Annotated in this window: 23 protein-coding genes and 1 pseudogene; 10 read left to right on the forward strand and 14 right to left on the reverse strand. The window is 53.2% G+C overall.

Going from position 1 to position 24,119, the window contains the following annotated elements; translation table 11 throughout:
* Positions 1 to 27: 27 nt before the first annotated feature.
* Positions 28 to 576, reverse strand: a pseudogene (locus ACTH5D_RS01095) (GTP cyclohydrolase, FolE2/MptA family); the annotation flags it as partial.
* Between ACTH5D_RS01095 and ACTH5D_RS01100 the strand changes: the two are divergent.
* Positions 506 to 733 carry a hypothetical protein gene (locus ACTH5D_RS01100; RefSeq protein ID WP_441667859.1) on the forward strand — a complete coding sequence of 76 codons (228 nt, stop codon included), beginning with the start codon at positions 506 to 508 and terminating at the stop codon, positions 731 to 733. The pseudogene ACTH5D_RS01095 and the gene ACTH5D_RS01100 sit on opposite strands and share 71 nt — an antisense overlap.
* Here ACTH5D_RS01100 and ACTH5D_RS01105 read toward each other — a convergent pair.
* From ACTH5D_RS01105 to ACTH5D_RS01115, 3 genes are all read right to left on the reverse strand, one after another.
* The gene (locus ACTH5D_RS01105; protein WP_441667816.1) at positions 730 to 1,374 is read right to left on the reverse strand and encodes a hypothetical protein; all 645 of its coding nucleotides are present in this window, start codon (positions 1,372 to 1,374) and stop codon (positions 730 to 732) included. The two genes, ACTH5D_RS01100 and ACTH5D_RS01105, sit on opposite strands and share 4 nt — an antisense overlap.
* A 127-nt stretch (positions 1,375 to 1,501) precedes the next feature.
* Positions 1,502 to 1,786 carry a hypothetical protein gene (locus ACTH5D_RS01110; RefSeq protein ID WP_441667817.1) on the reverse strand — a complete coding sequence of 95 codons (285 nt, stop codon included), beginning with the start codon at positions 1,784 to 1,786 and terminating at the stop codon, positions 1,502 to 1,504.
* A gap of 59 nt (positions 1,787 to 1,845) precedes the next feature.
* A complete protein-coding gene (locus ACTH5D_RS01115) occupies positions 1,846 to 2,253 on the reverse strand; it encodes a LysR family transcriptional regulator (RefSeq protein ID WP_441667818.1) in 408 nt (135 codons plus the stop codon).
* Between the two features lie 72 nt (positions 2,254 to 2,325).
* Between ACTH5D_RS01115 and ACTH5D_RS01120 the strand changes: the two genes are divergently transcribed.
* Positions 2,326 to 3,264, forward strand: a complete 939-nt coding sequence (locus ACTH5D_RS01120; protein WP_441667819.1) for a carbon-nitrogen hydrolase family protein — start codon at positions 2,326 to 2,328, stop codon at positions 3,262 to 3,264.
* A 62-nt stretch (positions 3,265 to 3,326) separates the two neighbouring features.
* On the opposite strand, the gene ACTH5D_RS01125 is transcribed toward ACTH5D_RS01120, so the two are convergent.
* Positions 3,327 to 4,724 carry an aminotransferase-like domain-containing protein gene (locus tag ACTH5D_RS01125; RefSeq protein WP_441667820.1) on the reverse strand — a complete coding sequence of 466 codons (1,398 nt, stop codon included), beginning with the start codon at positions 4,722 to 4,724 and terminating at the stop codon, positions 3,327 to 3,329.
* Positions 4,725 to 5,079: 355 nt separating this feature from the next.
* Here ACTH5D_RS01125 and ACTH5D_RS01130 point away from each other — a divergent pair, with 355 nt between their 5' ends.
* The 8 genes from ACTH5D_RS01130 (at position 5,080) to ACTH5D_RS01165 (ending at position 11,947) form a co-directional block, all read left to right on the forward strand.
* Positions 5,080 to 5,562, forward strand: coding sequence for an MSMEG_0572/Sll0783 family nitrogen starvation response protein (locus ACTH5D_RS01130; protein WP_022521498.1), 483 nt, complete (start codon positions 5,080 to 5,082; stop codon positions 5,560 to 5,562).
* Positions 5,563 to 5,576: 14 nt separating this feature from the next.
* Positions 5,577 to 6,569, forward strand: a complete 993-nt coding sequence (locus ACTH5D_RS01135; RefSeq protein WP_441667821.1) for a Nit6803 family nitrilase — start codon at positions 5,577 to 5,579, stop codon at positions 6,567 to 6,569.
* Entirely contained in the window at positions 6,562 to 7,656 is a 1,095-nt protein-coding gene (locus tag ACTH5D_RS01140; RefSeq protein WP_441667822.1) for an MSMEG_0568 family radical SAM protein, read from the forward strand. The genes ACTH5D_RS01135 and ACTH5D_RS01140 overlap by 8 nt, the downstream gene beginning before the upstream one ends.
* Before the next feature lie 29 nt (positions 7,657 to 7,685).
* The gene (locus tag ACTH5D_RS01145; RefSeq protein ID WP_441667823.1) at positions 7,686 to 8,291 is read left to right on the forward strand and encodes an MSMEG_0567/Sll0786 family nitrogen starvation N-acetyltransferase; all 606 of its coding nucleotides are present in this window, start codon (positions 7,686 to 7,688) and stop codon (positions 8,289 to 8,291) included.
* Positions 8,288 to 9,307 carry a sll0787 family AIR synthase-like protein gene (locus ACTH5D_RS01150; RefSeq protein ID WP_441667824.1) on the forward strand — a complete coding sequence of 340 codons (1,020 nt, stop codon included), beginning with the start codon at positions 8,288 to 8,290 and terminating at the stop codon, positions 9,305 to 9,307. The genes ACTH5D_RS01145 and ACTH5D_RS01150 overlap by 4 nt, the downstream gene beginning before the upstream one ends.
* A 2-nt stretch (positions 9,308 to 9,309) precedes the next feature.
* The gene (locus tag ACTH5D_RS01155) at positions 9,310 to 9,594 is read left to right on the forward strand and encodes an MSMEG_0570 family nitrogen starvation response protein (protein WP_441667825.1); all 285 of its coding nucleotides are present in this window, start codon (positions 9,310 to 9,312) and stop codon (positions 9,592 to 9,594) included.
* A gap of 41 nt (positions 9,595 to 9,635) precedes the next feature.
* A complete protein-coding gene (locus ACTH5D_RS01160) occupies positions 9,636 to 10,919 on the forward strand; it encodes an MSMEG_0569 family flavin-dependent oxidoreductase (RefSeq protein ID WP_441667826.1) in 1,284 nt (427 codons plus the stop codon).
* Between the two features lie 128 nt (positions 10,920 to 11,047).
* Positions 11,048 to 11,947: a LysR substrate-binding domain-containing protein gene (locus ACTH5D_RS01165; protein WP_441667827.1), complete on the forward strand. Its 900-nt coding sequence runs from the start codon at positions 11,048 to 11,050 to the stop codon at positions 11,945 to 11,947.
* 7 nt (positions 11,948 to 11,954) lie between these two features.
* On the opposite strand, the gene ACTH5D_RS01170 is transcribed toward ACTH5D_RS01165, so the two are convergent.
* From ACTH5D_RS01170 to ACTH5D_RS01210, 9 genes are all read right to left on the reverse strand, one after another.
* Positions 11,955 to 13,124, reverse strand: a complete 1,170-nt coding sequence (locus tag ACTH5D_RS01170) for an MFS transporter (RefSeq protein WP_441667828.1) — start codon at positions 13,122 to 13,124, stop codon at positions 11,955 to 11,957.
* 78 nt (positions 13,125 to 13,202) lie between these two features.
* Entirely contained in the window at positions 13,203 to 14,696 is a 1,494-nt protein-coding gene (locus ACTH5D_RS01175; protein WP_441667829.1) for a tripartite tricarboxylate transporter permease, read from the reverse strand.
* 9 nt (positions 14,697 to 14,705) lie between these two features.
* Positions 14,706 to 15,200: a tripartite tricarboxylate transporter TctB family protein gene (locus tag ACTH5D_RS01180; RefSeq protein ID WP_441667857.1), complete on the reverse strand. Its 495-nt coding sequence runs from the start codon at positions 15,198 to 15,200 to the stop codon at positions 14,706 to 14,708.
* Positions 15,201 to 15,486: 286 nt separating this feature from the next.
* Positions 15,487 to 16,692 (reverse strand): 3-oxoadipyl-CoA thiolase, encoded by a 1,206-nt coding sequence (pcaF, locus tag ACTH5D_RS01185; RefSeq protein WP_441667830.1) that lies wholly within the window; start codon positions 16,690 to 16,692, stop codon positions 15,487 to 15,489.
* Positions 16,689 to 18,773 (reverse strand): 3-hydroxyacyl-CoA dehydrogenase NAD-binding domain-containing protein, encoded by a 2,085-nt coding sequence (locus ACTH5D_RS01190; RefSeq protein ID WP_441667831.1) that lies wholly within the window; start codon positions 18,771 to 18,773, stop codon positions 16,689 to 16,691. The genes pcaF and ACTH5D_RS01190 overlap by 4 nt, the downstream gene beginning before the upstream one ends.
* Positions 18,766 to 20,880 (reverse strand): acetate--CoA ligase family protein, encoded by a 2,115-nt coding sequence (locus tag ACTH5D_RS01195; protein WP_441667832.1) that lies wholly within the window; start codon positions 20,878 to 20,880, stop codon positions 18,766 to 18,768. The genes ACTH5D_RS01190 and ACTH5D_RS01195 overlap by 8 nt, the downstream gene beginning before the upstream one ends.
* Positions 20,877 to 21,674 carry an enoyl-CoA hydratase/isomerase family protein gene (locus ACTH5D_RS01200; protein WP_441667833.1) on the reverse strand — a complete coding sequence of 266 codons (798 nt, stop codon included), beginning with the start codon at positions 21,672 to 21,674 and terminating at the stop codon, positions 20,877 to 20,879. Before ACTH5D_RS01200 ends, ACTH5D_RS01195 begins: the two co-directional genes overlap by 4 nt.
* A 222-nt stretch (positions 21,675 to 21,896) precedes the next feature.
* The gene (locus ACTH5D_RS01205) at positions 21,897 to 22,886 is read right to left on the reverse strand and encodes a tripartite tricarboxylate transporter substrate binding protein (protein ID WP_441667834.1); all 990 of its coding nucleotides are present in this window, start codon (positions 22,884 to 22,886) and stop codon (positions 21,897 to 21,899) included.
* Between the two features lie 131 nt (positions 22,887 to 23,017).
* Positions 23,018 to 24,013 carry a Bug family tripartite tricarboxylate transporter substrate binding protein gene (locus tag ACTH5D_RS01210; RefSeq protein ID WP_441667835.1) on the reverse strand — a complete coding sequence of 332 codons (996 nt, stop codon included), beginning with the start codon at positions 24,011 to 24,013 and terminating at the stop codon, positions 23,018 to 23,020.
* Positions 24,014 to 24,119 lie beyond the last annotated feature (106 nt).

Raw genomic sequence — 24,119 nt, forward strand, 5'->3', positions numbered from 1 at the left:
AGTTAGTTTAGGGCTACTTTACTTAGCTCACCCATACCACTCACTTCGCGCCACCGCATTGTGGGCGTGGAGGCTCTCTGCGTGCACCACCCTGAGCTGAAAACCGGCTATCCCCGGCGCTTGCCGCAGGGCTTTATCTACCCGTCTTGCTGCGTCCTCGCAGAACATCAGGTTTTGCCCGTTGGCGAGGGCAAACGCCTGCTTGTCAATGCGCTTCACCGCAGTTTGCAGTGCAGTGCCTAGCGCCGTTTCGATACTATCAACCGAACTCTCCAACCAATCTGCAATGGAGAGTTCATCGTTGTCGCCCTCGGCTAAACGCAGCGAGCACTCGACAAAACTGCGCTGGCTGTGGGGCGTGGCTAATATGCCCTCTTCGCTGCCCAGCCATGCCGACACCGCCGATTGGGTTAGCGGGATTTCCAAAGAATCCTCTTCAAAGGCTTGCTGGATAGACTGCCGCGCCAGCGCCGCCGAGCAGGGGCAGGTAGATGAATACCCCACCGTGAGCCCCAGTTCAGCTTGGACTCCGGCAGACGTTAATTGGCATCGCAATGGTGTGTTTAGTGAACCCCAGTTCAATCCGCAGATGGTCAATAATGTTTTCGAGGATACGTCGGCTTATATCGGTGTCATTGACCCCTTGGGCGTGGGTCTGACGCCGGATGCTGACCTCTACGATGCGCTGCTGGAGCAGTTGGCCAATGAGATTACGCGCTGCACTGACGGCTAAACAGCTTTTTTCTTAAACAGCTTGCCGAGTTGATAGAGGTCGTGCATATATCTATCAAACTTAGTAATAAGCAGTGACGCAAAGATAAAGGCATAAATCAGCAGCATGACTGCCATGGGGTCGTTTAGCCAAGCCAGCCAAGGCGTCGAGACTGGATAACCCAGCGTATAAACACTCATGGCAGCCAGTAGCTGAACCAGGAAACAGTTCAAAATAACCAGTGTAATCAACGCTGCGCGTATATTGGTACGCGGCAGCGTTGTTTTCCAAAACGGCAAGTGACGCACTTTTATGCGGTTGCTCTCTGCACCTTCACGAACGCCGTTAAAGCTCAATCTTTTTTTACGCCGCAGCAAAGGGATTGCATAGCTGCCCGCTTCCTCTTCAGCAAACGCGACCAGCGCGATATTCCGATTGAACTCAGGCCCTAGGGTATTGGTTACCGATTGGTTAAAATCTGCCCATGCGTGGTTCTGTTGGGCGTGTTTAGCTTGGTCTGAAAGCACTTTTAAGCGGCTTTTATCGGCAGTTGACAGCTTGGTGTCATTGCCGAAGTTGATGTTGTAATGAATTTCATACACCTGATACAGAGCAGCGGTCACGCCCACAAAGATCAACAAAAAGACAATATATATCAGCATATTAATAGACACCTTTTAAATGAAACGCCCTGTTCAAGCGGAAAATTTTTAGCCTTCAAACTAACTTGATAAATATCCCTATATACTCCTCATCTGTACAGGCTCAGAAAGCCTCTAAAAAAGCAGATCAGACCAACGGCCGTATTGCCTGTATTACCGCATCATTTCCATCAGCTGTTCGCCACCCCATTTCAATAGGAAAAGTGCGCAATGCCAGCGGGCAAGGTAACACTTGCAAACCAGTGAGCGCGGCGATAGCAGCGGCGTGCGATGGTATGGTTGCGATGGCTGACGTCCCTTTCAGTAAGTACGGCAGAGCTGCAAAGTGCGTTGTGGCAGCCACGACACGGCGCGACAGTTCCCATTCTGCCAATGCTTCATCGACAATACCTACAAAGCCGCCAGATGACACCAGGATATGCTCTGCGGAAACGAAGCCTTCGATATTCTAGCACTGCTGTCACCCAGCGTTCAGGATCCACCACACAGGCGTAGCTCGCCTCGCCGAGTAGACATCGGCTCAACCCACTTCTTGCATCCTCCTGAGCTGATCGCCAAATCCAAACTTCGCCCTGAGGGTGACACCATGGCAAGGCTTTGGCGAATTTTGTGCAGCACCTCTGAAACAACAGGCTTCAATTGTTGAGCAAGCAACGTCGGCGCCAGCCCGCGTCCGGTGCGCTGGAACAACGGATCACCGTCAACGTCTCTCAAGCGCTTCAGTGCTGTACTCACCGCGGACTGTGTCAACGCCAGCCGCGTAGCTGCAAGGCTGGCGCTGCCCTCTCCATAGAGAGCTTCAAACACCTTGAGCAAGTTCAGATCAGTTTTCGCGATATCAATTTTATTCATATCAAATAGAAAAAAATCCATCTTCATTAATATTGCTACAGCTTATTAGCATTTCGTTGTTATTAACTTTTCAAGCGTTTTTTTCCAAAGGTACCCAGCATGGCGCAAACCACCGTTGCCGCACTTCAGATCGGCTCACTCCTTTCCGGCAAAGCCGCTACACTCGACCTTATCCTCTCCTATGAAGCCTCGATTATTGAAGCTGGCGCCACCTTGGTGGTGTTGCCTGAAGCCGTTCTCGGCGGATACCCCAAAGGGGAGATATTCGGCACTCGGCTTGGCTACCGACTGCCCGAGGGCCGTGACGCGTTCGCAGCTTACTTTGCCAACGCTATTGATGTTCCCGGCACTGAGACAGAAGCCCTTGCTGAGCTCTCGGCACGCATCGGGGCAACTCTCGTGGTAGGCGTCATTGAGCGTGACGGTAGCTCGCTTTACTGTTCGGCGCTGTTCTTCGACCCTGAACAGGGTCTTATCGGCAAGCACCGCAAGCTGATGCCAACAGGCACTGAACGGTTAATTTGGGGCCAGGGCGACGGCTCCACCCTAACCACAGTGAATACCCAGGCGGGGACTGCAGGTGCCGCTATCTGCTGGGAAAACCATATGCCGTTACTGCGCACTGCCATGTACGCCAAAGGCGTTGAAATCTGGTGCGCGCCCACGGTGGATGAACGCGATGTGTGGCAGGCATCCATGCGTCATATCGCCCACGAAGGGCGTTGTCTCGTCGTCAGCGCCTGCCAGATCCAACTCTCCCCCGCCGAGCTTGGCATTGAAGTACCCGACTGGGACAGCCATCGCCCTCTGATTCGCGGCGGCAGCCTGATCGTAGGCCCCTTAGGAGACGTGCTTGCAGGGCCGATGCGCGAACAGTCAGGCTTGCTAACAGCGAAGGTAGATACCGCCCAGCTCGTCCAGGCACGCTACGACTTTGATGTGGTCGGCCACTATTCTCGTCCTGACGTCTTCGAGCTAACCGTCGATGAGCGGCCAAAGCAGTGTGTCCGTTTTATCAAGGAAGATAATGGGCAGTAAACTACCTTTGCTCTTTGTCTGGCTAACCAAGACCCAACCGTCACGAGCCCCGTTGAGCCAGGTTACATTGTCAGAGATGAAAGATAAGCTGGCTGGTCGATGATATCCGCCACGTAATGCAGCCTCTCTTCCCATCCATCTCGGGTAAGTTGACCTCCGAAGCACAAGCGCAAGGCTTCAGGCGGATGGTTGTCGGTGCTAAAAGCCGCGCTGGCAACCGCACTCACCCCATGGGAGCGTAATTGCACAGCCAGCTCCGATGGGTTCCAATTTGAGTGTTTAGGCAGTTTCAGCCATAGATGGAAAGCGCCCTTGGCCGAGTCGATGCGCTGTCGGCCAAGAATTTTCTCAGCCAGTGCAAGTCGCGCAATGGCCTCGTTGCGGATCGCTTTAAGCATGGCATCCGCCGTCCCGTCGGTAATCCATTCGCTGACTAGCGCATCCGTCAGTGGGCTGGACATCACTGACGTAGCACGCAGAGCACCTGCCGCTCGCTGCGCTTGACGCTTGGTAGGGGCGTGAAGAAATGCCGACCGCAAGCCCGGGCCAAAACATTTGGCGGTGCCGGTTACATAATACGTTAGCTCCGGTGCCAAATCGGCAATTGGAACAATCTTCTCCTCGCTGAGCATGGTGTAAGCATCATCCTCAATGATCGGGATGCTGTAGCGTAAGGCGACATCGGCCAAGGCTTCACGGCGCCCTAACGAAATAGTGGTCGTCGTAGGATTCTGGATGGTGGGATTAATATACAAAACAGCGACCTGCCCCTGTTTGCATATCTCCTCAAAAGGTCGCACCAGGGGTCCGTCTGAGTCCCGCTCCAACGAGTGCAGCGTCAACCCAAGCTGAGCAGCAATCGCCTTTAAGCCAGGGTAAACCAGACTCTCAACGCAGATGAGTTGGCCCGGCGATGCCAACTGCATTAACAGACCCACTAGGGCACTATGGATACCTGGGCATATCAACACCTGCTCCAAGGATGCGTTTTCCAACCGCCGATCCAGCCATTGCAGAGCTGCCACCCGATCATGATGGCTACCCCCAAAGGTTTGATAACGCAGTAGCGAGTAAATATCACGCTGGGCCAGCACCGAGATAGCACTATCACGTACTCGTTCAATCAAGGTCGGGATCGCGGGCTCGATCATCAAGTTCATGGTCATCTCATAGCCATTACTTGGCTTGACTGACACAGCCTTGCCTTTAACAAAAGTACCCGAACCTGGGTGAGAGTCTATCAAGCCTCGCTGCTTCGCTTCACTATAAGCACGTGCTGCTGTCGTATAGTTGATACCTAAAGCCCTCGCCAGCTCTCTCAACGGCGGCAACCGCTCACGGGGCTGTAATCGGCCACTACCGATATCTTCAGCAATCAATTCAGCGACTAGGCGATAGGCTGGCTGGCTGCCCTCCTTGGCTAAACGTTTGCGCCAGAGTTCAAGCTCAGATGTATGCATAGATTCCCCGTCATTGAATAGTCACTATCACGCCTGTTATCGCCCAGAAATTTATCACTGATGAGCGACAGAGTGTATTGATTAGAAATTAATCGCATTTCAACTTTATGGTGCAAATCATATTTTAAGTGCACAAAAACAGTGAAAATATGATTTTTATTGACATATAAGCGTTTTTTACTTTTTCAGAATAAAAAAATATATCCGGTTTTCGACCTAGAGCGACTTATATGATTGATCAATGATTGCATTTACTGGTAGATCAATTGGCACATCGATTGCTCCGTAATGATTGTACCGCTGGTGCTAGCACGGCGGTTCACAACTCTTCCACAGCAATAAACGGAGCTTAGACATGCCTACAGTGACGCAACCACTCAACAAGAAAGGCGATTTTCTGGTCGACTACGAAGAGAAAGTTTTTGAAGACGTAAAGGCGAAACCAGGCGAAAAAGCCCTGGTAACTTTTCATACCGTTGCCTTTGAGGGGTCGATCGGCTTCGTGAATATGCTGCAAGCAACGCGCTTGCTGCGTAAAGGCTTTGAAACCTCCATCTTACTGTATGGCCCTGGCGTCACTTTGGGTGTCCAGCGTGGCTTCCCGACCTTGGGCGATGAAGCATTTCCCGGCCACATGAACTTCAACAATCAGTTGACCAAGTTTATGGCCGAAGGCGGCAAGGTCTACGCCTGCCGCTTTGCCCTTCAAGCACTCTATGGCCATGGCGAACCCTCACTAATTGAGGGCATCCGCGCGATCAATCCACTCGATGTGCTCGATCTTAAGCTGCTTCACGTGCGTGATGATGCACTGATCATCGATACCTGGACGGTTTAAAGGGAGCAGCGGTCATGGCACAAGCCAACATGACAGAAACCACCATAGTGCGGGCCGCTGCCGCTCAGCTTTCTCCTGATCTTGAGAGTGTTGACGGCACGCTGGCCAAGGTACTGGACGCAATCGACGAGGCGGCTAGCAATGGAGCTGAGCTGATCGTGTTTCCCGAAACCTTTGTTCCCTACTATCCGTATTTCTCATTTGTCTATCCAGCAGTGGCCTGTGGTGCCGAACACTTACGGCTGTATGAACAGGCCGTAGTGGTGCCGGGCCCGATCACCGATGCTGTGGCAGAGCGCGCTCGCACCAACCACATGGTCGTCGTACTCGGCGTTAACGAGCGAGATCACGGCACACTCTACAACACTCAATTGATCTTCGATGCCGATGGCCGCCTGTTACTGAAACGCCGCAAACTCACGCCGACCTACCATGAGCGCATGATTTGGGGCCAAGGCGATGCCTCGGGTCTGAAGGTGGTGGATAGCGCCGTGGGTCGTGTCGGCGCCCTGGCCTGCTGGGAGCACTACAACCCACTGGCTCGTTATGCCCTGATGACCCAGCACGAGCAGATCCACTGCAGCCAGTTTCCTGGTTCGCTGGTCGGCCCAGTCTTTGCCGATCAAATTGAGGTAACGATCCGACACCATGCCCTTGAGGCGGGCTGTTTCGTGGTTAACGCTACCGGCTGGCTAACGGACCACCAAATCGAATCGATCACTCCCGACACTTCACTACAGCGTGCTCTACGTGATGGCTGTAACACCGCCATTATCTCGCCAGAAGGTAAACATTTGGCCGAGCCGCTGCGCAAAGGCGAAGGCATCGTGATTGCCGACCTGGATTTCGCCTTGATTACCAAGCGCAAGCGGATGATGGATTCGGTGGGCCACTACGCGCGCCCTGAACTGCTGAGTTTGGTCATTAACGATACGCCCGCCCACTGCTGCCAGCCGCTGGCGACATCCGCCCAGGGTGAAAACACCCGAGGAGATGAAGATGAGTAATCTAGCTGACCGCTCGCGTTTGTTCACCGAGCTTCAAACCCGAGGGGTGCGTCTCCAGGATGCCTCACAGGAGCATGTTAGTCGGCGTGGCGGCGCGGGCCCCTCTGACCACCAAGCGATCACCATCGATGGTGTCACCGTAATGGTGCCAGTTTATACCCAGTCGGCATGGCGCTCACCGTTCAGCGTAGCCTCCTGCGAAGAAGGCGATCAGCTGACCGAGAACACCATTCCCATGGCCGATATCACCTTTGCAAACACGCCGCGCTTTTATGATCTGCAAACGGATGACGGCATCCCCTACACGCATATCGCCACTTTGCACAGTCGTGATGTGTTAGCCACCACGGTGCTGCAAACCTGCATTCGCTATGAAAGCAGGCGCAAAGCCTGCAAGTTCTGCTCAATCGGCCAGTCGCTGCAGGCTGGACGCACCATTGCCCATAAGTCTCCGGCCCAGTTGGCCGAGGTGGCTAAGGCCGCCGTCGAGCTCGATGGCATCAAACACATGGTCATGACCACCGGCACGCCAGCTACGCCTGACCGAGGGGCCAGCGTCCTCTGCGACAGCGCCCAAGCAATCAAAGCGGCCGTGGATCTGCCTCTCCAGGGGCAGTGTGAACCGCCAAAAGACCCTATTTGGTACACACGCATGAAGAAGGCAGGCATCGACAGCCTGGGGATGCACCTGGAAGTGGTGACGCCCTCACTGAGAAAAACGCTGATGCCGGGCAAGGCCGAGGTTGGCATCGAAGCGTATATGCAGGCATTTCGCGATGCTGTTGACGTCTTTGGTCATGGACAAGTCAGCACTTACATTCTGGCCGGGTTAGGCGATACCCAAGAAGCCATTCTGGAAACCTGCCAACGCCTGATCGACATCGGCGTTTACCCCTTCGTGGTTCCCTTCGTGCCGATTAGCGGCACGCCATTAGAAGATCATAAGCCCCCCAGCGCCGACTTTATGGAGTCGATTCTGGCCCCGCTGGGCAGGCGGTTAAAACTCGCGGCGCTGCTGTCTAGCGATATCAAGGCGGGCTGCGGGCGTTGCGGCGCCTGTTCAACCCTGTCTGAGTACGAGCGCTAACAGCACGCTTAACAGAGGAGTGCCCGGTGATGTCACCATCCGACGCCTATTCGGCTTATTCCGACTACCGGATCAAGTGGGTAAGCCTGCCTTGGGAAACCCGTGAAGCGCTGGCGTTGCGACGACGCGTTTTTTGCGATGAACAGGCGATATTCGATCAGGACGACCGGGATGCAATCGATGAATCCGCCCATCTTCTTGTCGCGTTAGGATGCACCGGGGGTTGGTATGAACAAATCGTGGGAACGGTGCGCATTCACGAATCAGAACCCGGCCTTTGGCATGGCTCCCGACTCGCGGTGGATCCCGCTTTCCGAGCCCAAGGTCACCTGGGCTCCACACTGATTCGGCTGGCCGTTTCCAGCGCCCATGCCTTGGGCTGCCAACGCTTTTTGGCCCGGGTGCAGGCCCAGAATGAGGCTCTTTTTCAACAGTTGCACTGGCGAAGCGTCGGCGAGGAGTCAATCCGTGATCGACCTCATGTGGTGATGGAGGCCGACCTTGCCCACTACCCACCTTGCCACTCCCCTCTTAGCGGCTTTGTTGTGCCTGGGCGCCAACGCCAGCCACTCGCAGAGCTGGCTCCCGGACTGCTTAAGATCCTTTCAGCCCCCACACTGAGACAAGCATCATGAGCTTAAAACAGCCACTCGACTCACAAGAACTAGATGACTTAACAGCACTACTTCAGAAAGTGCACGACTATAGTGGTCTTGCCCATAAAGCCGATATTGCGCAGATCGCTCCCAACCTGACAGCACTCCCCGATGGCTGGCATCCCAACGGTGACGACACTGCCGCCATCCCCGGCAATGATGGCTATACGCTGCTGGCGATGGAAGGGCTGCTCACCGCCTTCGTTGCCGAGGATCCCTGGTTTGCTGGCTGGTGTTCGGTGATGGTGAACGTCAGTGATATCGCCGCGATGGGGGGACGCCCTCAAGCCATCGTCAATGCCCTATGGAGCCATGACCCGGATAGCGCCGCACTGATCGCCAAAGGCATGCGCGAGGCCGCCGACACCTTCCGCATTCCCATCGTCGGTGGCCACACCAACCTGCGCTCCAATCAGCCACAATTAGCGGTCGGTATCCTGGGCCACGCCCAACGCCTGTTGAGCAGCTTTGCCGCGCGGCCAGGGCAGCGACTGGTAGCTGCCATTGACCTGCGTGGTGATTATCAAAAGCCTTACCTCAACTGGAACGCAGCCACTACGGCGCCCGCAGAACGTTTACGTGGTGACATTGAGCTGCTCCCCGAAATTGCAGAAAAAAGCCTAGCAATCGCGGCCAAAGATATCAGCCAAGCCGGACTGCTCGGCACCACGCTAATGCTAATGGAGAGTTCTGGCGTGGGTATGAGGATCGACCTTGAGAGCATTCCTAAACCCGCAGGCGTCGCTTGGTCAGACTGGCTGTGTACCTTCCCAAGCTTTGGTTACCTGCTCACCACTAGCCATGAAAACCTCCCTCTGCTGCTGGAGCGCTTTCATGGGCGCGGTATCACCGCCGTGCAGATCGGCGAGGTCACTGCTACGCAGCAGCTCTGGGTAGAAAACCACGATGATCGCCAACTGTTCCATGACCTTTCAACAACACTGTTAACCGGACTCGGCCACCCCACAGCATCCATCCCGCAACAGGAGCTTTGAACATGCCAGCCATTCATTTTCATGTTCGCTGGCCAGACGGCAGCGAAGATCAATGCTACTCACCTTCGACCGTCTTGAAGGAGTACTTCCGGGCCGGCGAACGCCTCAGTGTCGATGCCTTTGTGGAGCGAGCCAACGCCGCCTTAGAGGCAGCCAGTCAGCGCGTCGAACAAAAATTCGGTTTCTTCTGCTCCAGCGCAATGGATCAGTCGTCGGTCATCAAGGCCAAAGCCCAACAGTTTCGCAACAGCCCACAGGACGTGGTCGAAATTATCCGTATCGACTAACTCACCAAATATTTTATTAATCGTTGCAAAGAGAGAGTGCTATGAAAGATCTACGTCAACACTACTCAGTGCTTATCATCGGCGGTGGTCAAGCCGGACTTTCGGTCAGCCACTATCTTCAAGCCCAGGCGATCGAGCACCTCGTCATTGAGAAGCATCGCTTGATGCATAGCTGGCAAACTGCCCGCTGGGACTCCTTCACCTTGGTGACGCCGAACTGGCAATGCCAGCTACCCGACCACCCCTATGACGGGGATGACCCCAAAGGTTTTATGAAGCGTGACGAAGTGGTCGCCTACCTTGACCGCTTTGCAGACAAAGTTCAGCCGCCAACACTCGAAGGCGTTGCCGTTAACCGTGTCACCCTTAATAGCAACGGGAAATACGAAGTGAAGACTTCCGCGGGTGAGTTTAGCGCAGATCAAGCCGTGGTGGCCTCAGGTGGCTATCACCTGCCTATCATTCCACGCATGGCAGAGCGACTACCGGCGTCTCTGTTTCAGTTACATTCGGCGGAATATCGCAGCTCTGAGCAATTGCCAGAAGGCGCCGTCTTGGTGGTAGGTTCTGGCCAGTCAGGTGCACAGATTGCCGAAGACCTGCACCTGATGGGACGCAAGGTTTTCCTCGCCACCGGTGATGCGCCGCGAGTAGCGCGTCAATATCGCGGCAAGGATGTCGTCGAATGGCTTGATGAGATGGGGTACTACGAGATGTCAGTCGATCAACACCCCTTACGTGAGGGAGTCAGAGATAACACCAACCACTACGTCACAGGTCGTGACGGAGGCCGGGAGATTGACCTGCGTAAGTTCGCACTTGAAGGCATGGAACTGTTCGGCGTGTTAGAAGAATTCGACAAGGGTAGCTTCCGCTTTCGCGATAATTTGCAAGCCAACCTCGATCATGCCGACAGTGTTTATTGCAATATCAATAAGCGAATTGATGCCTATATCGACTCCCAGGGTATCGAGGCCCCACCCGCGCCCGAGTACACGCCGTGCTGGGAGCCTGATCAAGGGCGTACCGAGCTCAATCTGGCCGACGCAGGGATTAGCGCCGTTATCTGGTGTATCGGCTTTCGCCCTGACTTCCACTGGCTGGATGCCCCGGTATTTAATGGCCAGGGCCATCCCGTACACCAGCGTGGCGTAACCCAGCAGCCTGGCCTCTACTTTATTGGCTTACCATGGCTGCATACCTGGGGTTCGGGGAGGTTCTCGGGGGTGGCGGCTGACGCTGAACACTTGGTTGAACACATCAAAGCTTATCAGCAACAAAATGATGCGGTTTTGCCGCAGGTAGCGGAGCAAGCACCAGCTTAAGGCCAGCCTCACTCGATTCACATTAGTCATTGGGTTACTATCAAAGGGTTGCTATCAGAGTGTTACTGTATTGTTATGCAGCAACACTCACTCACACGTCAGCTGTCAGCGGCACCGTCGGTAACCCTATGAGCCATCCACTACTCCCCCTCAATCCGCTCAGAGCGTTTGAGGTAGCCGCCCGTCTTCGCAGCCTAACGCGGGCAGCAGATGAACTGCATGTATCCCAGGTGGCGGTTAGCCGTCAAGTGAAAGTATTAGAGGATTACCTCGGGGTAGCTCTATTCAACCGCCTGCATCGCGGTATTGAGCTCACTCAGGAGGGGGCGGAACTTTACGCGGGAGTTAAAAATGCCTTTCGCGAGCTTGAAAATGCCTCGCGCAAAGTATCGCGTCGAAACCAGCGTGGTGTGCTTTCGATTCAGTCCTACACCACTTTTTCACAGCGCTGGTTGATTCCCAGACTGGCGGATTTTCATAATAAAAATCCGCTGCTTGAGGTCAAGCTATCATCATCATTAAAGCCCGTTGAGTTCCAGAGCCAAAGCGTCGATGCTGCTATCCGCTCCGGGCATGGCGATTGGCCCGGCCTACATGCTGAGAAACTAGTGGATATAGAGCTGATTCCGATTGTCTCCGCCGCTTTGTGGGAAACAGAAGAATTGACTAAAAACGATGTCGCCAAAGTGCGCCTGCTGCACTCCATGGCGCGCCCTGGCGACTGGAAGACATGGCTGGCTGAAAGCGGATTAGGGGGCATAGATGCTGAAGCGGGCATGAAGTTTGACAACTCCGCGCTATCCTATGAAGCGGCCTCCATGAATATTGGCTCCGCCATCGCAATTAAAGTGTTTGTAGAGCGCCAACTTCAGGAAGGCAGCTTTGTGGCGTTGTCAGACACCGTGTGCCGCACCGGCGAAGCGTATTACCTGACATGGCCGAAAGATGCCCGTCCGTCCGATGCACTGATTAAATTTCTTGAGTGGATGAAGGCGCTGATCGGCCACCCCTTGGGGCAACCCAATTAACGGTCGCTTACTGAATAGCGTACTGCTTTCTCAGTCGTTGAAAAAGTAACCAATGCAACAGTAGCAGCATACCGCAGGCAAAATAAGCCAGCGTAAAGCCACCCAGCTGCGTGATAATCCCCAATAACAGGGGCGCGGCAAACTGCATTGCCCGGTTAGCCATCAACCTTACCGCCAAGGCATGGGCGCGCTGACGTTCCGGTACTGATTCTGCGATGACCACCATGGAAAGCGGCTGAGATAGTCCTACGCCTAGCCCTACCAGGATTGAAAACAAGCATAGCCAGTAGACATTACCCGTCACCCCCACCAGCATTAACCCCAGCGCCATAAACAGCAAGGTGAGTGACATCGTCGCGTATCGACCGTGAAGCAATCGTACGATGGCACTGGTGAACGGCCTAACCGCCATGGAGGCAAGTGCACGTAGGCTGACCAATAGCCCGATTGTGGTTCCCGAAAGCGCCAAGCTTTCAAGATAGACAGGAAAGTAGCTGCCGTGAGCACCCAATGCCAACATGGCAGCCAGGGAGATAATCAACGATAGCTTTACCCCCAGAGAGGTTTTCAGTAGCTGCCACTGCTGTCCAACACTGATGAGAAAACTAACGCTCTGTTGATCACCACCTGATGTACGCTGATTAGCCATCAAGAATGACACCAGCGCCATAAAAGAGGCCATAAAAGCGCCATAGAATGCCGCACCAGGGCCACCTCGATAATCAATTATCCACCCCGCTAGCAAAGGCCCCACCATCTGTCCAATCGATAAATAGGTGGTATACCAGCCAAAGTACTTTTCTAGTACCGTGCCCTGCCCCAGATAAGTGATCGCCGTTTGGGCTGAAATGATCATCAACAGCTGCGCCAAGCCAATCACCAACTGCCCTGCGATTAATCCCTCAAAGCCTGGCATGACAGCCAACAGACCAGTACCGATCACCATGGCCACAGCACCAAACTGCAGGGTACGAGGGCTGCCCAACCGCGCCACCAACGAGCCAAAAGGCAATGCTAAAAGTAGCGGTAATACGTACGGAGCGCTGACAATCAAGCCCAGGATAAAGGGGGATGCACCCAGTTCAATGGCCGCGAGCGGCACCGCCACGAGTAACATCGTCTGCACGACAAAGGCGGTGCCTAGACTTAAACAAATATAGGTAAACGCTTTATTCATGGCACCTTTTGAGCGGCATGCCGGTCTCCCTATCAATGGTGCTCATATTTAACGATGCCGCCACGTGCTGATGACGTTTTAGTGTGCTCGAGCCCCCTTAATTTTTTTACGAAACATACCGAGCGCCGGAAGTAAAAATGACAGTGCAGCGATAGCTAACAAAGTTGCACTAAGTGGGCTAGTAATAAAGATCGTCACATCACCATTGGCAATAGATAGTGCGCGACGCAGATTCGTCTCCAACATATCGCCTAATACCAGGGCCAAAATGATGGGTGCCAAGGGAATATCCGCTTTGCGCAGCACATAGCCGATAATGCCAAACGTTAGCGCCACATAGACAGGGAACATGGAGCTTGTCGACGCATAAGCACCAACCAAGCTAATTGAAGCGACAATAGCCGCAATGATCGGGCGAGGGATGTCTGCCACCTTCGCCCAGTACCGCGCCCCGGCAAGACCAATAAAGACCATGATCGGCACACTCAACCAGAGTGACACAAACACAGTATAGGGAATTTCAGGGTTGGTGGCGAATAGCAAGGGCCCCGGCTGCACCCCATGGATCATTAAAGCGCCGATCATAATGGCGGTCGTGGCTGAACCAGGAATCCCCAGCGCGAGCAACGGTGCTAAGGAACCTGAAACAGACGCATTGTTGGCCGTTTCAGAGGCTGCAATACCTTCATAGCTGCCCTTACCAAATAACTCTGGCTGCTTCGAAAAACGCTTTGTTACTGCATAGGAGATAAAGGAAGCAATGGAGGCGCCGGCACCAGGGATCACACCCACAAAATAACCAATTAATGAGCTACGTAAAAATACATATTTCATTTTATAAAAGACCTTAAAGGGTACTACTAAAATACCACTCATAGGCTGGTTCTTAATTTTAGGACTTGCTCCCCCCTCAATCATGAAGAGCACTTCAGAAAGGGCAAACAAGCCGAGTAGCACAGGCACTAAAGGTAGGCCTTCGAAAAAATCCGGATGGTAGCTGAAGCGTGGCACCCCAGTTTGGCTATCTAGCCCAACGGTAGCTAATGCAAGGCCAATCCCCATCGCCAGGGCACCTTTCAGCATCGAGCCAGAAGAGAAACTAGACACGAGACTTAACCCCAACAGAGCCAGTGCAAAATAAGCCGATGGCCCAAAATTCAATGCATACTCGGAGAGTGGAACGGCGGTTGAAAACAGCAGTACCGTACTCACAAAGATGCCAATTCCCGATGATATAATCGAAATATTCAGCGCAATACCGGTTTTACCCTGCTGGGAGAGTGGGTAGCCGTCCCAGGTAGTCGCCACCGCCGCAGCGGTGCCTGGTGAGTTAAGTAAAATGCCCGAAATAGCACCGCCGTATTCAGCGGCGGCAAACAACGCGACCAGCATGACAATAGAGACAACTGGATCCATGTTATAAGTGAAGGGAATCATTAGTGCGACCCCCAGGCTAGGTCCTAAACCGGGAATAGCACCAATCACGTAACCAATAAATGCACCCGCGATAAGGCCAACAAGCACCATGGGGTCTGCAAAGGCATTCAGCCCTATTAAAAGATTATCAATCATGTTCAAACCTCAATCAAAATAGACGCCGAGCACCAGTACGAAAATGGCGTAAATACTTAACGCCAATAATGGTGGTAACGTTAGTAGTAGCGAGTAACGATCCTCCCCTCCCAGCTTCATTAAACAGAAAGAAAGAAGTGTAAACCCTACAATTAAGCCCAACCCTTTGAGTGCCAATACGACAGCTATCATAACAATGACCGATAGCAGCACTTTCATTGGGCGGTTAATCTCAACTAATGGATCACCACCTTGACTTTCCTTACTTAAAAAACCAACGATGATTAAAATCACTAACGAAACACCAATAAGCATTGTTACCAACAGGGGAAAACCACTAGCACCAATACCTGAAGAGCCATAGCCAGGCAGGTTAAACGCATCATTTGCATATAAAGCCGTCACTGCTAACAGCACAAAATAAACCGCCAACTCCAGCCACTTCTTCCGTATAATTAGTGTTTTATCTTTCACTTCAGATGCTTCTGCATCAACGTTCTCCATACTCACTGGCATATCTCCATATTGTTGTAGTTAATGACAGACGTTACCTTTAAAACGCCATCAAACTTTTTTATTAATACGATGCTACTAAACACTATTTTCTAAGGACTGTATTTTTAAATACTGTGTTTCGTTTAATAATGGCGCAGGGTGGCCAAAAGAGAAACTGACTATTTATCAGGCTTGACCACCGCTACCATTAGGCTGAAACACGACTAAAGGATTATCGACAAAACGGTAGAGAAAAAAAACGCATATTGAAGCAAAGATACCTTTGCCACTTAACTCATAGGCGCTCAATAATCAGGGCAATTCCCTGCCCAACCCCTACACACATGGTACACAATGCATATCGGCCCTCTTGGCTTTCCAGTTGGTTGATTGCCGTTGTTACCAACCTTGCACCTGAGGCGCCAAGTGGGTGACCAAGGGCAATTGCGCCACCATTGGGATTAACCCTTGGATCATCATCCGCGAGTCCTAAACGACGGCAGACGGCTAAGGCCTGGGATGCAAATGCTTCGTTCAGCTCAATGACATCCATTTGCTGTAGCGTGAGCCCCGTCAAGCGCAAAACTTTATCAACCGCAGGTACGGGCCCCATTCCCATTACCCTCGGGTCAACCCCTGCGGTTGCCATGCCCACAATGCGTGCCCGAGGACGTAACCCATAACGTTCTGCCGCTTGTGGGTTAGCCATCAGCAATGCACAGGCACCATCATTAATACCTGAAGCATTGCCCGCGGTGACAGTGCCGTTTTCTTTTACGACGCCACGCAGGCTATTCAAGGCCTCAAGCGTTGTTTCAGGGCGCGGATGCTCATCTTTGTTCACAATGACGTCCGGCTGACGACGCTGTGAAACCGTCACGGATATGATTTCATTAGCAAAAAAACCACGCTCATGGGCGGCTTGCCAGCGCTGTTGACTACGCAGCGAGAACGCATCTTGATCGTTGCGTGAGATGCCCTCTTCTTCGGCAACATTTTCAGCGGTCAGCGGTAAGGCATCCACCCCATGCAGCGCTTTCATTTTAGCATTGACCAAGCGCCAACCTATCGTTGTGTCCTCCAACTGCTGGCCACGTGAAAAAGCCTTGTCGGCCTTGGCCATGACATACGGCGAGCGGCTCATGCTTTCAACGCCGCCCGCAATCAATAGCTGCGCCTCTCTACAGCGCAAGGCACGGGCCGCGCTACCGACGGCATCCAGTCCAGAGCCACACAGTCGGTTCAGCGTGACACCCGCTACACTGGTTGACAGCCCGGCTAACAGTGCGGACATACGGGCCACATTGCGGTTATCTTCGCCAGCTTGGTTGGCGCAGCCGAAAATAACTTCATCCAGCGCTTCCCAATCCAACTGAGCATGACGCTCCATTAACGCTTGAATAGGTAACGCACCTAAATCATCGGTTCGAATGGAAGATAGCGCACCGTTAAAACGGCCAAACGGAGTACGAACCGCGTCGCAAATCAGCGCATCTGTCATGATGTTAACTCCTCGGAATCCTGGCTTGTGAGGTTCTTTAAATTGGCCTGGTGGTGTCCTTTACCGCTGACTTCGGCCAACCTATTGAGCTCGCTATCGAGCTGCTCTGCGCGCCTTTGGCAGGCAATAAAGAGCGGGCCGCCTCGCCAGCGTGGAAAGCCATAGCCATTAACCAGGGCAATATCGATATCCGCTGGCCGCTGGCATACACCCTCATCCAGAAGCAGCAGGGCTTCGTTGATGAGGGCGAGTACGGCGCGCTGTTGGATTTCCTGCTCGCTAAACGCTTTCGGTGTTATGGCCTGCTCTTCCCGGTAGCCTTCGATTATCTGGGCGACGTCAGGGTCCGAGGCCGATCGCATTGCCTCGTCATAGCGATAGTAGCCACGGCCGGTTTTTCGCCCTAGACGGCCTGCTTCGCAAATCAGATCCGGTATGCCCACGTAGCGCCTCAGATGGCGGGTATCGGCGCTTTGCTGGCGCATTTTCCAGGCGATATCCAACCCCGACATATCCGCTACTTTAAAGGGCCCCATGGCGAAGCCGTAAGCTTCCAGAGCGGCATCAATTTGCTCCGGGCTAGCGCCTTCTTCCAGCATAAACTCGCACTGGCGTCGATAGGCTGCATAGAGCCGGTTGCCCACAAACCCCCATGAACTGGCGACCACAATCGCCTTTTTCTTGAGCCGCCGTGTAACCGTCACGGCAGTGCTCAACGTTTGCTCACTGGTGGTTTGGCAGCGAACGACTTCGAGCAGCGGCATGCGGTCGGCAGGACTGAAAAAATGCAGCCCCAGTACACGACCAGGATGGGTAATGCCTTCGGCAATCTGATCAATATCTAGGTAGGACGTATTGCTGGCCAAGAGAGTGCTTTCGCTAACCCACTTGGCTAGATCCGCAAACAGCGAGCGCTTGATCGCCAAATCTTCAATTATGGCCTCAATGACCAAGTCGGTACCAGCAACATCGGGTAAATGCTGGGTAGGATTCAGGTGAGATAGCCACGTATCACGCTGAGTTTGGGTTAACCGTTGGTGTTTAACACCTTCACCAAGCGCCTGGGTAATTCGTGCCACGCCTGCTTGCAGCGCTTGGTCATTTAGCTCCAATAGATCGACGCTATATCCAGCCATCAGCGCACAAAGGGCAATGCCGCTACCCATAGTGCCTGCACCCACCACTGATATCCGTTTGATCGGCACGGGGGCAACCGGCTGACTGGGCACAAAGGGTTTTTCACGCTCAGCAAAAAACAGGTAGCGAAGCGCCTGGGCAGATTCGCTGCCTCGTAAAGCCAAAAACTGAGCGCGCTCTTCGGCAATGGCAGCGCTAAAGCTCAGCTTGCCCGCCTGCATCACTACCTCGGCGGCGATGGGTGCGGCAGGCAAACCGCGGGCGCGTGCCAGCAGCTTATCGACCTGAGCCTGCAACGCCTGCTGGTCCACTGGCGGCACGTCGCGTTCTGCTAATGGTTGCTTGCCGCTCTGGTAGCGGTTGGCGTAAGCCACTATCTCTTTTTCTAGCGCGTTATCATCGGTGGCGTGAAGTAGCGCATCGATTAACCCAACCCTGTGGGCATCCACCGCAGTAATGGGCTTGCCCGAGACAATCATCTCCAGCGCTTTGGGCAGGCCCACCGCCCGAGGCAGTCGCTGGGTGCCACCGGCCCCCGGGATCACTCCGACCGTGACTTCGGGCAAGCCCAGCAGCGCGGTCGGCGTGGCAATTCGGATATCACAGGCCAGCGCCAGCTCTAACCCACCGCCCAGCGTATGCCCGCTGACCACCGCAATCACTGGTAGTGGAAAAGCAGTAAGCGCGGCAGTAACTTGCGGCAACGTCGGCTCTGTTGGCTCATGCTCCAGCTCACGCAGGTCGGCACCCGCCATTAGGTTTGGGCCTCGGCCTATGAGTATTACGGCGTGACTTTGCTGAGTATCAATCTTAGCCAGGGCATCCAAGATACCTCGGCGCACGGCGTCGTTGCTGCTATTTACCGGAGGGTTATCCAGGGTGATGATAGCGATCGGCCCTGCCTGGCGAAGGTGAACGCGGCCTGTGGCTTGTGAATCAGCCATGAGTGCCACCTTCCTCCGCTCTACTATCCAGTACAAGTACCGCATCAGCAGCGACGACACCTTGACCTTCCGGCATCACAAACAGCGGATTAATTTCAGCGGTGGTCAGACGTTCCCCTAACTCCGCGGCCAGGGCAGAGAAGGCAACAATCGCCTGCGCAAGGGCCTGCGTATCACGGTGGGGCACTCCGCGATAACCGTCGAGCAGCGGCCAAGTGGTGAGCTGTTGCATCATTTCCCGCGCCTGTTCCAGGGTTAGGCCTCCCTGCTCAGGTAATAAGCGAATGGCGGTATCCTTAAATAGCTCCGCTGTCACGCCACCCGCGCCCAGCAAAATCGCCGTGCCTAGCGCATCACGGTTAGCACCGAGGATGAGCTCATGCCCGCCGGCAACCATGGCTTCCACCAAGAAGGTATCGGGACGCTGCGTTACGTGAGCTTCAACATCGTTCACCATCTGATCAAACCGCTGACCAATAGTGTCGGCATTCAAATGCAGCGCAACGCCACCAATGTCGCTTTTATGCAGCAAGCTGGCATCCATTACCTTGAGCACCACCGGAACGCCTAGCTCACTGACCGCTCTCTCCGCCTCTTCACGGGAGTGAACAACCCGGTTGGGGGGCACGCTAATGCCTACCTCGGCGAACAGTTGTTTCGCAGTGGCTTCGTCAATTGAACCCTTAGGCAAAGTACTGACATCAGGTAGCACTACCTTTGACGACTCACCGAATGTCTGCAAGGGTTGACCAATAAAGTGCAGCGCTTCAAGCACCGCACTACAGCTTTCCGGTGAGCTAAAGCCTGGGATCGACGCGCGATTCAAACGCTGAAGCGTGTTGGGGGCGTAGGGACTAACATAGGCTAGCAGCGGCTTATTGTTGGTCGCCAAGCTATCGCTGATCGCTCCGACCACTAGATCAGGCATTGCCAGCCCTGATGAACCAATAATCACGATCAAAGCATCGTAGCTATCGCTTTCGAGCAATATTCGAATCGCTTGGCGCAACAGGTCTGGCTGCAGCCCCGCCAAGGTAACATCAATCGGATTGCGATCTAGCGCGGTAGGGGTATCCCCCTGCAAGGCGCGCAATTTTTCTGCAGTATCGTGATCCGGCGCGGGCGTATCAAAGCCGTTGACGCCCAAGCTATCGGCAATCAAGGTGCCAGCGCCACCCGTTGAGGTGAGCACGGCGACGCGACGACCTGCAAGCTGGCGGCCCGCGACCAACACCGCAGGCACATCCAAAAACTCGTCAAAAGTGTTCACACGAATCACCCCTAACTCACGGAAGAAGGCATCGTAAACCCGATCCTCCCCCGCCAGGGCGCCGGTGTGGGAGCTGGCCGCGCTGGCACCCGCTTCGGAACGGCCGATTTTGAAGACGACGAGTGGCTTTCCCGCTGCCCGCGCACGCAGGGCAACCTCACGGAAACGTGCCGGGTGACGAATACTTTCCAGGTAGAGCGCAATCACCTTGGTGTTCGGATCATCAACCAAATAGTCAACAAAGTCGCTGACTTCCAAATCCACCTCATTACTGGTGGCAATCAGCGACGATAAACCAATGCCCCGCCCGGCTGCCCGCGACAGGAGCGCACCCAGAATGCCGCCACTTTGGGAAACCACCGCGACACCACCCTTCGGCAATTCGCTCACTTCCAGCGCACCACTGGCAGAGAGTGGAATGCCCGCCGATAAATTAACCAATCCGATAGTATTGGGGCCAAGAAGGCGCATGGAACCCGCGGCGGCTTTTAACTCATCTTGCAGAGCCAGCCCTTCCTCCCCTGCCTCGGCATAGCCACTAGCCAATACCACCGCCGCTTGGCAGCCCATTTTGGCCAGGGAGCGCACCGCTTCGATACTGCGCTTTGCATTCAGCAGCACAAGACCCACATCGGGCGCTTCGGGCAGCGCTTCAACACTGGGGTAACAGGTTAGTCCCTGAATCTCAGTCGCTTTCGGGTTAACGGGATAAATCGATCCTTTAAAACCATGCTTAATCAAATACGAAACCGGCAACCCAGAGGTTTTTTTCGGGTCTGCGGAGGCACCGATAACGGCAACGCTTTTAGGATTCAGGAGGGCGTTAATCTGGCTCATTGTTGAGCCTCCTTCATACGATCAAGAAAGGCCTGCACCGAGGCACGGTGCTCTTCAGAGGTGTAGCAAATACCCTGGGCTTTACTGCCTTCCGCGAACACTTGGTTTTCAGACATTTCATAGCTTTTGTTAACAATCGACTTGGTCAGCGCCGTCGCGGTGCGTGAGCCGCGGCTCATTTCATCCGCCATGGCATGAGCAGTAGTGAGCAATTCATCGGCACTACAGCGCTGATCAGCAATGCCTAGCTGCAGCGCCTCATCGGCATTGACCCGCCGACCACTAAAAATCAGCGCTTTGGCGCGTGCCAGCCCTACCCGGCGAGGCAGGAAATACATACCACCGCCGTCAGGAATCAGCCCGCGGGCAATATAAGCCCAGGTAAAGTGGGCATAGTCGGAGGCAATCACAAAATCGCAGGAGAGCGCTAAATCAGCGCCCAGGCCTGCAGCAGCGCCGTTCACTGCCGCCACTGTAGGAATAGGTAAGTTAAGTAATAGGCTCGCCGCGTAGTGAACGCCCTGCTGGCGTTCCCAACCGTTAAAGCCAACGGTTGCAGGGTCGGCTTCCATGCGGGTTTTCATACCGGCAATGTCGCCACCCGCGCAGAACCCTTTACCATTTCCAGTGAGCACCAAGCCGCGTATCGAACGATCAGTACGAATAGCAAGTAAGTGAGCCACTAACTCAGCGCGCATGGCATCGCTCATGGCATTGCGCTTATCAGGGCGGTTTAGGGTTAGCAGCGCAATGCCGTTATTAACAGAATAAGTAACTAACAAATCTCGCGTCATAATAACGTCCTCTAATGCCTTATTGTTGGCGAATGGATGAAAGAAATAGCCATGCTATTAGTTTGTCGATAACAATCGCTACTTTCCATTGACCATACATAAGGAGCTGCCCATTAAATTGTTATGGCAACTATTAAGTATAAAAAAAGAGACTTATTTCAAGATATAGAAAGGTATAAAAGTGCGACGAAGACATATTCGCCGCACTTTTTATTACTACATTTAATCGTTGTCTTTATCTAATTCTGCCTGAGCGATGTCACTAATTCGGTAGGCAAACTCCGTGAACTCTTCGGGCCCCATCCATGAGTCCGTTACCCCAGCGCTACGCGCATACGCTTGGTAATGTTCTGTTTTCATCGCCTCATGAAAGGCATCGGCAATTTGCTGTTGTAGCTCCATGGGCATATCAGCTGGACCAAATATACCTCTCACCTGCACCCAACTAGAATCGACGTCATAACCCTGTTCTTCAACGGTGGCCACATTGGGAAGGCTGTCTAGCCGCTCCTCGCCATGTACGCCAAGGCCTTTTAAACGACCAGCATCAAAATAAGCTTGAGCACCGCTCAAGTTGGACATGCCCACATCGACATGGCCACCTAATACAGCCGCAACAATGTCGGGTGTAGCATTAAAAGGCACCCATTCAAACTCCACATTGGCGACCTTTTCTAGCATCTGAAGCCCGATATGTTGCGTAGCTCCCTGAGGACCAAAGCCACCAACGGTCACTCTACCATCACGCTGCTTGGCTTCTTCAATGAGTGCATCTAAATCATCTAGCGGCGAATCAGCACGTGTCCAGATCAAGTTGGGATCCGCCTGTGCAGTCGCAATCCAACTAAAGTCATCAATGGAAAATACACCTTCCAAATTCGTTAGCATTCCCGTGAAGTGTGAAAGGGTATTTACCGCAAGCGTCAGGCCATCAGGCTGTGCAGAGCGTATCCGCGACATCTGACTAGCACCACCGCCGCCAGGCGAATTTATAATCGCAACAGATTGGCCGATCTGAGGTTCCAAAGATTCAGCAAGTGCACGCATGAACACATCGGAAGAACCACCCGCTTTAGTGTGCATAATGATGCGAATAGTATCTTGAGGCCATTCGCTTTCATCAGCAGTGACCGTTGAGCTAGCGACTACCGCTGATATGGCGGCAACGCTTACCAGCACCTTGGTCATTCGGTTTCTTTTTTTAGCAAACATGGGCATGCACCTTTTTTATAGCTATTTTTTATAGCGTCATTAACAAAAATTTAAAGCTTATCTTTTTACCAATTAAGAGTCATTAACTAACAATTTGTAGTGTAAAAACTAGCAACGACTATCTTTCAAACCTACCGGCCTAACTCAGCTCTTGCTACCTCGCTAATTCGAGATGCAAACTCGGTGTATTCTTCCGGCCCCATCCAGGAATCAGAAATACCGGCATTTCTAGCGTAGGTTTGATAGTGTTCTGTTTGCATCGCTTTATGAAAAGCATCAGCAATTTGATGTTGTGTTGCTACAGGAATACCTTCCGGTCCAAATACACCTCGAACCTGTATCCAGCTAGCATCCACATCAACGCCTTGCTCAGAAAAAGTCGGAACGTTAGGAAGAGACGCTAGGCGCTCATCAGCAACAACACCAAGCCCTTGGATTCTTTCGGCATCAAAAAATGTTTTTAACGCACTAAGATTAGAAACCCCAACATCCACATGCCCGCCCATCACGGCGGCTACAATGTCAGGGGTACCGTTATAGGCAATCCATTCAAATTCTACATTAGTTGCATTCTCAAGCATCGACATAGCGATATTTTGCGTGGATCCTTGAGGTCCAAACCCGCCCACACTGACTTGACCGCTACCCTCTTTCGCCTTATTAATCAGTGTATCAATGCTATCTATTTCTGATGTTTGGTTTGCAAAAACAATATGAACATCCTCTTGGGTAGAGGCTATCCAGGAAAAATCATCTAGTGCAAACACACCGTTTAAATTGGTCAGCATCCCCGTAAAGTGGGATAGCGTATTAATACCCAGCGTTAAACCATCGGGATTTGCACTCTTAAGACGCGACATTTGGGTAGCACCCGCCCCTCCCGGAGAATTGATCACCACAATCGGCTGGCCAATTTGTGGTTCCAATGACTCGGCGAGTGTCCTGATAAACACATCTGCCGACCCACCGGCCTGAGTATGCATAACAAAGCTAACTGGGCCCTGCGGCCAGCTGTCATCACTCGCGTTTACAGCGGTTAATGGAAGTGCCAAGGATATGCATGCAACGCCAGCGATTAACTTACGCAAAGCAGTTTTTTTATTAAACACATTAAATACCTCAATCATTATAATTGTGATAACCACTTTTGCGATACTGGCACAGCCTAACGTTACCGACTACCAATGATAAATTGGGGGTTGGTTAACTTATTGTCTGCCTCTTATTAACCAA

Source organism: Halomonas sp. (assembly GCF_052095695.1).
Classification (GTDB): domain Bacteria; phylum Pseudomonadota; class Gammaproteobacteria; order Pseudomonadales; family Halomonadaceae; genus Vreelandella.

Bases quoted from the DNA above. Each gene is read 5' to 3' on its own strand.
- ACTH5D_RS01145 (WP_441667823.1), top strand. From the start codon at position 7,686: ATGTCACCATCCGACGCCTATTCGGCTTATTCCGACTACCGGATCAAG.
- ACTH5D_RS01125 (WP_441667820.1), bottom strand. From the start codon at position 4,724: ATGCATACATCTGAGCTTGAACTCTGGCGCAAACGTTTAGCCAAGGAG.
- ACTH5D_RS01205 (WP_441667834.1), bottom strand. From the start codon at position 22,886: ATGTTTGCTAAAAAAAGAAACCGAATGACCAAGGTGCTGGTAAGCGTT.
- ACTH5D_RS01200 (WP_441667833.1), bottom strand. From the start codon at position 21,674: ATGACGCGAGATTTGTTAGTTACTTATTCTGTTAATAACGGCATTGCG.
- ACTH5D_RS01165 (WP_441667827.1), top strand. From the start codon at position 11,048: ATGAGCCATCCACTACTCCCCCTCAATCCGCTCAGAGCGTTTGAGGTA.
- ACTH5D_RS01180 (WP_441667857.1), bottom strand. From the start codon at position 15,200: ATGGAGAACGTTGATGCAGAAGCATCTGAAGTGAAAGATAAAACACTA.
- ACTH5D_RS01175 (WP_441667829.1), bottom strand. From the start codon at position 14,696: ATGATTGATAATCTTTTAATAGGGCTGAATGCCTTTGCAGACCCCATG.
- ACTH5D_RS01150 (WP_441667824.1), top strand. From the start codon at position 8,288: ATGAGCTTAAAACAGCCACTCGACTCACAAGAACTAGATGACTTAACA.
- ACTH5D_RS01195 (WP_441667832.1), bottom strand. From the start codon at position 20,880: ATGAGCCAGATTAACGCCCTCCTGAATCCTAAAAGCGTTGCCGTTATC.
- ACTH5D_RS01210 (WP_441667835.1), bottom strand. From the start codon at position 24,013: ATGATTGAGGTATTTAATGTGTTTAATAAAAAAACTGCTTTGCGTAAG.
- ACTH5D_RS01190 (WP_441667831.1), bottom strand. From the start codon at position 18,773: ATGGCTGATTCACAAGCCACAGGCCGCGTTCACCTTCGCCAGGCAGGG.
- ACTH5D_RS01155 (WP_441667825.1), top strand. From the start codon at position 9,310: ATGCCAGCCATTCATTTTCATGTTCGCTGGCCAGACGGCAGCGAAGAT.
- ACTH5D_RS01140 (WP_441667822.1), top strand. From the start codon at position 6,562: ATGAGTAATCTAGCTGACCGCTCGCGTTTGTTCACCGAGCTTCAAACC.
- ACTH5D_RS01115 (WP_441667818.1), bottom strand. From the start codon at position 2,253: ATGAAGATGGATTTTTTTCTATTTGATATGAATAAAATTGATATCGCG.
- ACTH5D_RS01130 (WP_022521498.1), top strand. From the start codon at position 5,080: ATGCCTACAGTGACGCAACCACTCAACAAGAAAGGCGATTTTCTGGTC.
- pcaF (WP_441667830.1), bottom strand. From the start codon at position 16,692: ATGACAGATGCGCTGATTTGCGACGCGGTTCGTACTCCGTTTGGCCGT.
- ACTH5D_RS01170 (WP_441667828.1), bottom strand. From the start codon at position 13,124: ATGAATAAAGCGTTTACCTATATTTGTTTAAGTCTAGGCACCGCCTTT.
- ACTH5D_RS01105 (WP_441667816.1), bottom strand. From the start codon at position 1,374: ATGCTGATATATATTGTCTTTTTGTTGATCTTTGTGGGCGTGACCGCT.
- ACTH5D_RS01160 (WP_441667826.1), top strand. From the start codon at position 9,636: ATGAAAGATCTACGTCAACACTACTCAGTGCTTATCATCGGCGGTGGT.
- ACTH5D_RS01120 (WP_441667819.1), top strand. From the start codon at position 2,326: ATGGCGCAAACCACCGTTGCCGCACTTCAGATCGGCTCACTCCTTTCC.
- ACTH5D_RS01135 (WP_441667821.1), top strand. From the start codon at position 5,577: ATGGCACAAGCCAACATGACAGAAACCACCATAGTGCGGGCCGCTGCC.